Below are 12,336 nucleotides of genomic sequence, written 5' to 3'. Positions count from 1 at the left end.
CAGATCCCCCATACGAAGGAGACCCGACATGCATTCCACCCGCATCCACCGCGCTCTGATGCCCCTGCTGCTGGCGAGTCTGTTGCCGCTCGCCGCGCAGGCCGCGGACACGAAGGAAAGCAGCATCGACCGCGAGATCAGCGCCGACCTGGCGAGCGCGCGCGACGAAGTACGGACAGAACTGGCCGCTGCCCGCCGTGAGCTGGAAACCGGCAACCTGCAACTGGGCGACAACCTGCGCTTCGGAGCGTCGTCCGGCAAACGCCGCGCCGACAAGGCGCCGTCACTTCCGAAGGCAGAGATAACGCCTCTTGGCGACTTCCTTGTCGAAGGCAGGCCCGTCGCCATCGACGGCCGCCAGCGACAGGAACTGCTGCTTTATCGCGGCCAGGTCATCGACATCGCCAAGGCCGGCATCGACATCGGCGAGCGCAGCGCGCAGGCGGCGTTGGATGTGGTGGACCGGGGCATCTTCAGCCTGATGTTCGGCGCCATGACCGGCAGCCTGGAGCGCCGCGTGGAAAAGACCGTGAGGGAAACCATCGAACCGGGCGTGCGGCAGATCTGCCACAGCCTGCCGGCGTTGCTGGACAGCCAGCAGCGCCTGTCCGCCAGCCTGCCGCCATTCCGGCCCTATGCCACGCTGGAAGCGGACGATGTCGAGGATTGCGAGAAGGAAGTCCGCCGCGAGTTCGCCAGGCGATGAGCCCCATTGCGTTCGCCGGGTGAGCCGCCCCTCGGCGCCTGCCGCATGACTGACCTGATTCCGGAGACCCGCCGATGCGTACCGCCTCTATCGCTTCCCCTTTGCTCGCCCTGCTCTGCCTGTCCGCGCCCGCGCTGGCGTCGGACAGGTACTGCAAGCACGAAGCGCCACGCCAGCTCACGCTCGACATCGGCGACGCAAAGACCGTGGTGTTCGAGGTCGGTCCGCACGAGCTGACAGTGGAGTCGCGCGCCGGGGCACCTGCCGCGATGGATGGCAGGGCCTGCAGCAGTCACGCCGACCGCCTCGCTCGCCTGAAGATCGAACAGCGGCGTGCCGGCGACAAGCTGATCGTGCGGATGTACCAGGAAGGCAGCTTCAGCGGACTTTCGTTCGGCAGCAACTACGCCTACATGAACCTGACGGCGACCCTGCCCGACCACCTGCCCGTGCAGGTGAAGGTCGGCTCGGGCGAAGCCGAGGTCAGGGGCGCGCCGGTGTTCAGCGCCGATGTCGGCTCCGGCCATGCCGTGGGCCGCGATATCCGCGGACTCGCCGCCACCTCGGTGGGCTCGGGCGACGTCGATATCCAGGGTGCCGGCAGCCTGAAAGTGGTGTCGATCGGCTCGGGCGATGTGGAGGCGGACAAGGTGCGTGGCCCGACCCACGTCGGCAGCATCGGGTCGGGCGGCTTCAGCCTGTCGGGCGGCGGTGACGTCGAGATCGGCTCGATCGGCTCCGGCGGCGCGGATCTGCGCGACATCACCGGTGACGTGGTGGTCGGCTCGGTTGGCTCCGGTGGCGTGGAGGTGCGCAACGTCAGCGGCGGCCTGACTGTCCGCTCCGTCGGCAGTGGCGACGTTGACCACGAAGGCGTCAAGGGCGCGCTCGACATTCCCAAGCATCACTGACTTCCGAGGAACGACATGAACCGCATCATTCTGATCGCGCCGGCACTCTCCCTGCTGTTGCTGGCCGCATGTTCCCGGGACCCGCAGCCAGGCGACAGCGCCGAAGTATCCGGTGCCTTGTGGGGCCAGAACCTCAAGCTCAACGCCACCGGTCACCCGAAGGCGGAGATCTCGGCCAAGGGCGACTTCATCATCGACGGCAAGACGGTCGAGGTGACCGATGCCCAGCGCACGCTGCTCGTCGCCTACCACCGCGAGCTCGGCGGCATCGCCGATGCGGGCATCGCGACGGGCAAGGAAGGCGCCAAGCTGGCGGGCAAGGCCGTCGGTGCAGCAGTGAAAGGCATCTTCAGCGGCAATCCCGACCAGATCGATCAGCAGATCGACGCCGAGGCGAAGAAGGTGGAAGCAGAGGCGATGAAGATCTGCGACCGCCTTCCCGGCCTGTACAAGGCGCAGCAGGACCTCGTCGCGGCACTGCCCGCGTTCCAGCCCTACGCCGGCATGGAACTGGACGACGTCCAGGAATGCCGCGCCAGCCAGGACGACAGCCACCAGGCCGGCGAGGACGTCGGCCAGGCGAACGAGGACAACGACGCACGTGCGACCGGCAATGCGGCGGCAGAAGCCGATGCAGCCGCCGCACAGCCGGCCGATGCCCCATCGCCCTGATCATCCGCTTGCCGCGGCATCGCGCACGGCATCGCGTCTTCCTTTCTCCCCCTGTACGAGGTCTGCAATGAAACATGCCTGGGTGATGGCGCTGGGATTGGCGATGACGGTGTCCGACGCACAGGCGGCGGACACTCCGGACCCCGCCCGCGAACGCGCATTCCAGGACCACATCGCCTACGTTGCGACGTTCGCGATGCCGGTACTGATCGAGAAATGCGCCACCACCGATGCCACCTACCTGCAGCGTGCGGCGCCGGCGTATTTCCGCTACGTCAACACACACCAGGACCAGATCGAGCGCGGGCGCCTGCTGACACTGGCCGAATTCGAACCCGGCGACACGCTGACCGGCTACCGGGAGCGCACCCTGGCCCAGCGATTGGGCCGGCTGGACACGGGCACGCCCGAGCAGAAGCAACAGATGTGCGAAGGCGCGCTGGCGATGCTGTCGGGAATGAAGATCCCGGGCGAATGGCCGCCGCGCGACTGATCGGCGGCGACACCCTCAACCGCCGCCGCCTCCTAGCTTGCCGTGGATGCCGCCCCTGGCCAGGACGGCCGGGTCCAGCAGCGGCTTGAGGGTCTTTTCCGGCAGTCCGGTCACTTCACGCGCCACGTCCAGCACAGGCCGGTTCTGCTTGTAGGCCTGCTTGGCGATGGCGGCGCCCTTTTCGTAACCGATCACCGGGTTCAATGCCGTCACCAGGATCGGATTGCGGTCCAGCGCCTCCTGCACCCGATCAGCGCGCACCTTGAGCCCGGCAATGCAGTCATCGGCCAGCAGGCGCGACACGTTCGACAGCAGCTGGATGCCGTCGAGCAGGTTGTTCGCGATCAGCGGCAGGGTGACGTTGAGCTGGAAATTGCCGGTCTGTCCGGCAACCGTGATCGCGGTGTGGTAGCCCATCACCTGCGCGCACACCATCACCGTAGCTTCCGGTATCACGGGGTTGACCTTGCCCGGCATGATCGAACTGCCCGGCTGCAGTGCCGGCAGTTCCACTTCACCCAGGCCCGCGAGCGGGCCGGAGTTCATCCAGCGCAGGTCGTTGGCGATCTTGGTCAGCGCGACGGCCAGCACGCTGAGCTGGCCCGACAGCTCGACCGCATCATCCTGCGCGGCGAGCCCTTCGAACTTGTTCTCCGCGCTCTCGAAGCGCGTGCCGGTCATCGTGGACAACACCTTTGCGACGCGCGTACCGAAGCGCGGATCGGCATTGATGCCGGTCCCGATCGCCGTACCGCCCAGCGGCAGGCGACGCAGGCGCTTGAGCGCGTCCTCGATGCGCGCCTGCGCGGACGACAGCTGTGCCGACCACGCGGCGAATTCCTGGCCGAACGTCAGCGGCATCGCGTCCATCAAGTGGGTGCGGCCGGTCTTGACCACTTTCGTCAACGCCCTGCCACGCGCGTCGATGGTCTTGCGGAGGTGCTTGACGGCCGGCAGCAGGCCTTCCATCACCGCCAGTTGCGCCGCCACGCGCAGTGCGGTCGGGATGACGTCATTGGAGCTCTGGCCCAGGTTGACGTGGTCGTTCGGATGCACGGTCGCCTTGCCTGCGCGCGAGGCCAGCGTGGCGATCACCTCGTTGGCATTCATGTTGGACGAGGTGCCCGATCCGGTCTGGTAGACGTCGATCGGAAAGTGCGCGTCATGCGTGCCGGACGCTACTTCCGCGGCGGCGGCCTGCACGGCCTTGGCGATGCCCTTGGGCAGCAGGCCCAGACCGGCATTGACGTCGGCTGCGGCGCCCTTCACCAGCCCGAGCGCACGGATGAAGCCGCGCGGCATCGGCCGCCCGGAAATCGGGAAGTTCTGCACGGCTCGCTGGGTCTGCGCACCCCACAAGGCGTCAATGGGCACCTGCAACTCGCCCATGCTGTCGTGCTCGATGCGGGTACGTGCGGCGCGGGGCTTGCCCGCGGTCTTCTTGCTGGTCATCACCGTCTCCTGGAGGGATTCACGGCTTGCGCGACGGCAAGGAAGCCGGCGCCTGGCGGGGGCCACAGGATACGCCAGGCCGGATCGCCGCTTTCCCGGGGTAAAATGGAACGCTCCCTTTCAGCCCCCTTCCCCGCGCCCATGTCGGATTCGTCCCTGCTTGCCCTGTCCCCCCTTGATGGCCGCTACGCCGGCAAGGTCGATGCACTGCGTCCGATCTTCTCCGAATACGGCCTGATCCGCGCCCGCGTGAAGGTGGAAGTCGAGTGGCTGCTGGCCCTGGGCGCCGAGCCGGGTGTCATCGAACTGCCCGCCTTCTCCGCCGCCGCGACGGCGAAGCTGCGAGCGCTGGCCGACGGCTTCAGCGTGGCCCATGCCGCCCGCGTCAAGGAGATCGAGCGCACCACCAACCACGACGTGAAGGCGGTGGAGTACTTCATCAAGGAGCAGCTGAAGGACGACGCCGAACTCGCCCCGGCGCTGGAATTCGTCCACTTCGCCTGCACCAGCGAAGACATCAACAACCTGTCCTACGGCCTGATGCTGGAGCAGGCGCGTCGCGAGGTGCTGCTGCCGACGCTGGACGGCGTCACCGCCAGCCTGCGCACGCTGGCCCATGCGCAGGCCGCACAACCGATGCTGTCGCGCACGCACGGCCAGACGGCGTCCCCGACCACGCTGGGCAAGGAAATCGCCAATGTCGTCGCGCGCATCGAGCGCCAGCGCGCCCATCTTGCAGCCGTCGAACTGACCGGCAAGATCAACGGTGCGGTGGGCAACTACAACGCCCACGTGGCTAGCTACCCCGACGTCGACTGGCCAGCGTTCGCGCAACGTTTCGTCGAAGGCCTCGGCCTGGTGTTCAATCCGTACACCACCCAGATCGAACCGCACGACAACGTCGCCGAGATCGGCGATGCCGCGCGCCGTGCCAACACCATCCTGATCGACCTGGCGCGCGACATCTGGGGCTACATCTCGCTGGGCTATTTCAAGCAGCGCCTGAAGGAAGGCGAAGTCGGTTCGTCGACGATGCCGCACAAGGTCAACCCGATCGACTTCGAGAACGCCGAGGGCAATTTCGGGATCGCCAACGCCCTGTTCGAGCATTTCAGCGCCAAGCTGCCGATCAGCCGCTGGCAGCGCGACCTGACCGACTCCACCGTGTTGCGTGCGCTGGGCACGGCGTTCGGCCACACGCAGGTGGCACTGGATTCGCTGGCCAAGGGCCTGGGCAAGCTGGAAGTGAACCCGCAGCGCCTGGACGCCGACCTCGACGCCGCATGGGAAGTGTTGGCCGAGGCGGTGCAGACCGTGATGCGCCGCCACGGCCTGCCCAACCCGTACGAGCAGTTGAAGGCGCTCACGCGCGGCCAGGGCATCACCGCCGACTCGATGCGCGCCTTCGTCGAATCACTGGATCTGCCGGCCGAGGACAAGCAGCGCCTGCGCGACATGACGCCCGGCAGCTACACCGGCCTCGCCGAACGGCTTGCCCGGAATATCTGACCTCGGGGGCGAGGACGCGGCGATGCACGTACTGATCAACATCGACGTTCCCGACCTGCCTGCGGCGGAAGCGCTCTACACCCGCGCCTTCGGACTCAGCACCGGTCGCCGTTTCGGTGAAGGCGGCGTCGAACTGCTCGGCGCACAGGCACCGATCTACCTGCTGCACAACACGGCCGGTTCTCCGGCCGCAACGGCGGCGCAGCGCGACTACACCCGGCACTGGACGCCCGTGCACCTGGACGTGGTCGTCGAATCCCTTGAACCCGCCCTCGACCGCGCCGTGCAGGCAGGTCTAGTGCAGGAATCCCCCATCCGCGAAACGAACTGGGGCCGCATCGTCCGCCTGGCCGACTCCTTCGGCCACGGCTGGTGCCTGCTGCAGTTCGTCAACCGCGGCTACGACGAGATCGCCACATGATGCTCCGCTCCACCCTGCTCTGCGGTCTGCTTGCCCTCGCGCTTCCGGTCGCCGCGCTCGCCTCCGACACGCCTGCCGCCAAGGCCTGCGCCGATGACGCCGGCTGGAACGATCCGGCCACGCCGCTGCAGGTCTACGGCAACACCTGGTACGTCGGCACCTGCGGCATCACCGCCTTGCTGGTGACGTCCGATGACGGCCACATCCTGGTCGACGCCGGCACGCCGCAGGCCGGCCCACTGATTCTTGCCAACATCCGCGCACTCGGCTTCAAGCCGGAGGACGTACGCGCCATCGTGTTCTCGCACGAGCACAACGACCATGCCGGCAGCCTGGCCGAGCTGCAGCGCGCCACCGGCGCGCCCGTGTATGCCCGCGCACCCGCCGTGGGCACGTTGAAGCGCGGCATGCCGGACCGCCTGGACCCGCAGTTGGAAGTGGCGGAACCCATCGCCCCGGTCGAGCATGTCGTCACGCTTGCCGATGACGGCGTGGTGCGCGTCGGCCCGCTGGCCCTGCAAGCGGTCGCTTCGCCCGGTCACACGCCCGGCGGCACCAGTTGGACCTGGCGGTCCTGTGAAGGCGACGCCTGCCACCAGATGGTTTACGCCGACAGCCTGACCGCGATCTCCGACGACGTATACCGCTACAGCGACGACGCAGCGCACCCCGGTTACACGGCCGCGTTCCGCGGCACGCTGGCGCGGGTTGCCGCGCTGGACTGCGACATCCTGGTCACCCCGCATCCGTCCGCCAGCGCGCTGTGGACACGGATCGGGCCGAGGGCGAACGCGCCACGGATGGACCGCGGCGCCTGCCGTGCCTATGCGCAGAAGGCCTCCGAGCGCCTGGACAAGCGGCTTGCCGACGAAGCCGCGATGGCCCCGCCCCCATCACACCCTTGATCGGCATCAATGCCGCCGGTGCCCCCATCGGCGACGCTGACCTCCCCTTTTCCTGTACGACGCATCCCCGCGCGGATACCACCCGATGACCAAGAAGACTCCCGCCCGCGCCGCGTCGCTTCCGTTCGAAATCGAAGCCAGCCGCGCGCACCCGCTCGGCATGCCGGCCGAGCGCTTCCTGCGCGATTACTGGCACAAGCGGCCGCTGCTGATCCGCAACGCTTTCCCGGACTTCGAAACGCCCGTGCAACCGGAGGATCTTGCCGGGCTCGCGTGCGAGGAAGGCGTGCTCGCACGCCTGATCAGCCTGGACCGTGCCACCGGTACCTGGGACGTGCGCACCGGCCCGTTCCAGGAAGAAGACTTTCCCGGCCTGCCCCACCACGACTGGACCCTGCTGGTGCAGGACGTGGACAAGTGGGACGCCGATGTCCGCCAGCTGCTGGAGCAGTTCCGCTTCCTGCCGCGCTGGCGCGTGGACGACATCATGATCAGCTTCGCGGCCACCGGCGGCTCGGTCGGCGCGCACGTGGACCACTACGACGTGTTCCTGCTGCAGGCGCAGGGCGACAGGCGCTGGATGATCGATGCCAGCGTCGCGATGGGGAAGCCCGCGCCCGACCTCGGCTTCCAGGACGATGTGGCGATCAAGCTGCTTCGCCAGTTCGACCCCACCCATGAGTGGGTACTGGCGCCGGGCGACATGCTCTACCTGCCGCCGCTGGTTCCCCACCACGGCGTGGCGGAGAACGCCTGCCTGACGTTTTCTGTGGGAATGCGGGCGCCGTCGTCGGCAGAACTGATCGGCGACTACCTCGACACGCTGATCGCCGATGCCGACGACGCCGTGCGCTACCACGACGAAGACCTGACCGCGCCGCACGACCCGAACGAGATCGATGCCCGGGCGATGGAGCGCGTGGTCGAGGCGCTGAATGCCCTGCGCATGAACGACCCGGACCTCGTGGGCGACTGGTTCGGGCGCTTCATCACCACGTATCGCGCGTCCGGCGATGTCATGCCCGCGCCGGAAACGCCGTCGCGCATCGAGATGGAGTGGGACCTGCAGCAGGGCGCACGCCTGCTGCGTCATCCATTCTCGCGTTTCGCATGGCGCCGCCGCCGCCAGGGCGCCAGCCTGTTCTGCAATGGCCTGGACTACGCGCTGCCGGTGAAGGACGCCCAGCTACTGGCCGCGCTGGAAGGACTGGATGGCACCACTTACGGTGCGCTGAGCGACGCCGGCCGCGACGCGGTGATGGCGCTCGCTGCGCAGGGCCACTACCAGCTGGCATTCGACGACGATGATCCCGACCCGCAGGATGAAGACGCATGAAGGCCGCGCAGGATTACCACATCGAAGCCGTCGACTATGCCGCCACCTCTGCATCGTTGCACGAGGTGCGGGACGCGGTGTTCGTGCAGGAACAGCAGGTACCGCGCGATCTGGAACGCGATGCGCTGGACCCGCTCTGCCATCACGTGCTCGCGCGCGACAGCGCGGGGCACGCCATCGGTGCCGCACGCTTGACGCCCGACCATCGGATCGGCCGCATGGCCGTGCTGCCGGCGTGGCGCGGCCAGGGCGTTGGCGAGGCGATGCTGGTCGCCTTGCTGGACGAAGCTCTCCGCCGCCACTGGCCTGACGTGTCGCTGCACGCGCAGGTGAGTGCGGAAGGGTTCTACACCCGTCACGGTTTTCTGCCCGAAGGCGAGCGATTCCTCGAGGCCGGCATCGAGCACCAGGGTATGCGCCGGACGCTGTCCGGGCCGACCACCATCGCCCATCGCGCAGAGGCGGTGGCCATCACCACGGCCGTCATCGCACAGGCCCGACGGACGCTGGTGATCTGCAGTCGCGCGCTGGACCCGGGCTTGTGGGATGCACCCGCTGTCGTGGATGCGCTTCGCCGCTTCGCCACCCGTCAACCAGGTGCACACGTCCAGGTGCTGCTGCAGGATGCCGGCACACCCCAGCGCATGCTGGCCCCCCTGATCGGCCTTGGGCAGCGCCTTCCCAGCGTGTTCGCCTTCCGCGAAGTGCAGGACCCGGTGGACTTGCCGTACACCGCCGCCTTCGTTGCCAACGATGACCATGGCTACTATCACCGGCCATTGGGCCACCGCTTCGACGGCGAAGCAGGCTTGATGCATGCCGGGCGCGCCCGCCAGTTGCGGGAAGAGTTCACCCAGATGTGGGAGCGTGCGCGTCCGGTGACGGAGTACCGCGCGCTGGGCCTCTGATCGGGTACCGCCATCACGGTACCGGACGGCCTTCACCGGCCCGGGGCCTGCGCCTTTAGTCCAATCCGGTTACGCCCGCTTCCCGGCATGGGGGTATAATTTCCGGGTTTTCGTCCATGCGCGTGAGACATAGCGCGATATGGGCCGCAAGCGCCCCCTCGACTACCCACAGCACGCCATCGCCATCGTGGACAATCTCCTGAAGCAGTTCGCGCAATCCTCGCAGCTCAACGGGGGCAACGCCTCCTACGTCGAAGACCTGTACGAGCAATACCTCGTCGCCCCGGACAGCGTGGGGCCCAAATGGAAGGCTTACTTCGACGGATTCAAGGGCCACGAGGCGGGGGATGTCCCGCATTCGGTGGTAATCCAGCAGATCGCCGACGCCGCCCGCCAGGCCGCCAACAACGGCCATGTCGTGGCCGCCGGGGGCGACGAGCGCGAGCGCAACGTGGGCCGCCTGATCACGGCATACCGGTCGCGCGGCCACCTGGGGGCGCAGCTCGACCCGCTGGGCCTGACCCCGTCGGTCAACCCGCCGGACCTGGACCTGGCGTTCCACAACCTGTCCGAGCGCGACCTCGACAGCGAGTTCAGCACCGGCAACGTGGGCGGCAACACGCGCATGAAGCTGCGTGATCTGTTGGCCCGCCTGAAGGCGGCCTACACCGGCCCCATCGGGGTCGAATTCATGCATATCCCGGAAGTCGACCAGCGCCAGTGGCTGTACCAGCGCCTGGAGAGCGCCGGCGGTCAATTCGGTCTGTCCGCGGAGGCCAAGCGCCGCACGCTGGAACGCCTGACGGCGGCCGAGGGCCTGGAACGCTACCTGCACACCAAGTACGTGGGCCAGAAGCGCTTCTCGCTGGAAGGCGGCGACGCGCTCATCCCGCTCCTGGACACCATGATCCGCAGCGCGGGCGAAGGCGGGGTCAAGGACATCGTGGTCGGCATGGCCCACCGCGGCCGCCTCAACGTGCTGGTCAATACCCTGGGCAAGAGCCCGCGCAAGCTGTTCGACGAGTTCGAAGGCAAGTTCGAACACGACAACAGCCTGGCCCATGCCGGCGACGTGAAGTACCACATGGGCTTCTCTGCCGACATCGCCACGCCCGGCGGCCCCGTGCACCTTGCGCTGGCATTCAATCCGTCGCACCTGGAAATCGTCGACCCGGTCGTGGCCGGCAGCGTGCGTTCGCGCCAGGAGCGCCGTACCGACGCCGCGCGCCAGACCGTGCTGCCGATCATCATGCATGGCGACGCCGCGTTCGCCGGCCAGGGCGTGGTGATGGAGTTGTTCCAGATGTCGCAGGCGCGCGGCTTCGCCGTCGGCGGCACGCTCCATATCGTGATCAACAACCAGATCGGCTTCACCACCAGCAACAAGGAAGACGCCCGCTCCACGATGTACTGCACGGACGTGGCCAAGATGGTCGGCGCCCCCATATTCCACGTGAACGGCGACGATCCGGAAGCCGTGGTGTTCGTGGCGCAGATGGCGTACGACTTCCGCCAGCAGTTCAAGAAGGACGTGGTGATCGACCTGGTGTGCTACCGCCGCCATGGCCACAACGAAGCGGATGAACCCGCCGCGACGCAGCCGGTGATGTACCAGACCATCCGCAAGCACGCGACCACCCGCGAGATGTATGCCGCCAAGCTGGAAAGCGCGGGCATCATCCCGGCCGAGGGCGGCAAGGCGCTGGCGGACGAATACCGCAACAAGCTGGATTCGGGCGAATACACCACCGAACTCGCCAAGCAGAAAGGCGACGAACTCGCCATCGACTGGTCGAAGTACCTGTCGGGCAAGCTCAGCGACCCGGTGGACACCCGGGTCAAGCGCAAGTCGCTGGATTCGCTGGCGAAGATCATCACCACCATCCCGGCCGGCGTTGCACTGCATCCGCGCGTGGCGAAGATCTACGAAGACCGCGTGAAGATGGCCGCGGGCGACCAGCCGGCCGACTGGGGCTTCGCCGAGAACCTCGCCTACGCCACCCTGCTGGCCGAAGGCAACGGACTGCGCCTGGTCGGCCAGGACGCCGGTCGCGGCACGTTCTTCCACCGCCACGCGATCCTCCACGACCAGAAGACCGACAGCTACTACCTGCCGTTGCGCCAACTGGTGGAACAGCCCGAGCAGGCCACCATCATCGACTCGCTGCTCAGCGAGGAAGCGGTGATGGCGTTCGAGTACGGCTTCTCCACCACCGACCCCAACACGCTGTGCATCTGGGAAGCGCAGTTCGGCGACTTCGCCAATGGCGCGCAGGTGGTGATCGACCAGTTCATCGCCGCCGGCGAAGCCAAGTGGGGCCGCATCAGCGGCCTGACCCTGCTGCTGCCGCACGGCTACGAAGGCCAGGGCCCCGAACACAGCTCCGCGCGCCTTGAGCGCTTCCTGCAACTGTGCGCACTGGAAAACATGCTGGTCTGCGTGCCGACCACGCCGGCCCAGTGCTACCACATGCTGCGCCGGCAGATGCGCATGACCACGCGCAAGCCGCTGGTGGTGATGACGCCGAAGTCGCTGCTGCGCCACAAGCTGGCCGTGTCCACGCTGGACGAACTGGCCAATAGCGAATTCCAGCACCTGATCCCCGACGCCGCCGCCGACGCCAAGAAGGTCAAGCGCGTCGTCGCGTGCTCGGGCAAGGTCTACTACGACCTGCTGGAAGATGCGCAGAAGCGTGGCCAGGACGATGTCGCCATCCTGCGCGTCGAGCAGTTGTACCCGTTCCCGCGCGAACAGCTCGCCGCCGAACTCAAACGCTACGGCAAGGCCACCGAGTTCGTCTGGTGCCAGGAAGAGCCGCAGAACCAGGGCGCGTGGTACCAGATCAAGCATCACCTGCAGGCCTGCCTGTCCGACACGCAATCGCTGTACTACGCGGGCCGCCCGCGTTCGCCCTCGCCCGCTGCCGGCCATTTCGCCGAGCACGTCGAGGAGCAGCTGAAGCTGGTCGCCGATGCGCTGGTCAACAAGCTCGGCAACGACAACGTTGCCGAATAAGCCCCCA

General features: G+C 67.4%; 10 protein-coding genes and 1 pseudogene. 10 read left to right on the top strand and 1 reads right to left on the bottom strand.

The genetic code is table 11. The features are described 5' to 3' along the window. The first annotated feature begins 28 nt into the window (after positions 1–28). From OY559_RS08925 to OY559_RS08910, 4 genes are all read left to right on the top strand, one after another. The gene (locus OY559_RS08925; protein WP_277729709.1) at positions 29–706 is read left to right on the top strand and encodes a hypothetical protein; all 678 of its coding nucleotides are present in this window, start codon (positions 29–31) and stop codon (positions 704–706) included. Between the two features lie 74 nt (positions 707–780). Beyond that, entirely contained in the window at positions 781–1,617 is an 837-nt protein-coding gene (locus OY559_RS08920; protein WP_277729708.1) for a hypothetical protein, read from the top strand. Positions 1,618–1,632: 15 nt separating this feature from the next. Then, positions 1,633–2,289, top strand: a complete 657-nt coding sequence (locus tag OY559_RS08915) for a YggN family protein (RefSeq protein WP_277729707.1) — start codon at positions 1,633–1,635, stop codon at positions 2,287–2,289. A 67-nt stretch (positions 2,290–2,356) separates the two neighbouring features. Then, the gene (locus OY559_RS08910) at positions 2,357–2,782 is read left to right on the top strand and encodes a hypothetical protein (RefSeq protein WP_277729706.1); all 426 of its coding nucleotides are present in this window, start codon (positions 2,357–2,359) and stop codon (positions 2,780–2,782) included. 15 nt (positions 2,783–2,797) lie between these two features. Here OY559_RS08910 and OY559_RS08905 read toward each other — a convergent pair whose 3' ends face one another. Then, positions 2,798–4,234: a class II fumarate hydratase gene (locus tag OY559_RS08905; protein WP_277729705.1), complete on the bottom strand. Its 1,437-nt coding sequence runs from the start codon at positions 4,232–4,234 to the stop codon at positions 2,798–2,800. A 141-nt stretch (positions 4,235–4,375) separates the two neighbouring features. Here OY559_RS08905 and purB point away from each other — a divergent pair, with 141 nt between their 5' ends. From purB to OY559_RS08875, 6 genes and pseudogenes are all read left to right on the top strand, one after another. Continuing rightward, positions 4,376–5,743, top strand: a complete 1,368-nt coding sequence (gene purB, locus OY559_RS08900; protein ID WP_277729704.1) for an adenylosuccinate lyase — start codon at positions 4,376–4,378, stop codon at positions 5,741–5,743. A gap of 22 nt (positions 5,744–5,765) precedes the next feature. Continuing rightward, on the top strand, positions 5,766–6,164 hold the full coding sequence (locus tag OY559_RS08895; protein WP_277729703.1) for a VOC family protein: 399 nt from the start codon (positions 5,766–5,768) through the stop codon (positions 6,162–6,164). After that, positions 6,161–7,069, top strand: a complete 909-nt coding sequence (bla, locus tag OY559_RS08890) for a subclass B3 metallo-beta-lactamase (RefSeq protein WP_277729702.1) — start codon at positions 6,161–6,163, stop codon at positions 7,067–7,069. The genes OY559_RS08895 and bla overlap by 4 nt, the downstream gene beginning before the upstream one ends. 85 nt (positions 7,070–7,154) lie before the next feature. After that, positions 7,155–8,399, top strand: a pseudogene (locus OY559_RS08885) (cupin domain-containing protein); the annotation flags it as partial. A gap of 2 nt (positions 8,400–8,401) precedes the next feature. Beyond that, complete coding sequence (locus OY559_RS08880) at positions 8,402–9,313, top strand: GNAT family N-acetyltransferase (protein WP_277729701.1); 912 nt, start codon at positions 8,402–8,404, stop codon at positions 9,311–9,313. A 187-nt stretch (positions 9,314–9,500) separates the two neighbouring features. Beyond that, positions 9,501–12,329 carry a 2-oxoglutarate dehydrogenase E1 component gene (locus OY559_RS08875; RefSeq protein ID WP_277729959.1) on the top strand — a complete coding sequence of 943 codons (2,829 nt, stop codon included), beginning with the start codon at positions 9,501–9,503 and terminating at the stop codon, positions 12,327–12,329. Positions 12,330–12,336: the final 7 nt, after the last annotated feature.

The organism is Pseudoxanthomonas sp. SE1 (genome assembly GCF_029542205.1).
GTDB lineage: Bacteria > Pseudomonadota > Gammaproteobacteria > Xanthomonadales > Xanthomonadaceae > Pseudoxanthomonas_A.
The sequence above is the reverse complement of the archived record's forward strand: the minus strand, read 5'-3'. Positions and strand labels throughout refer to the sequence as shown.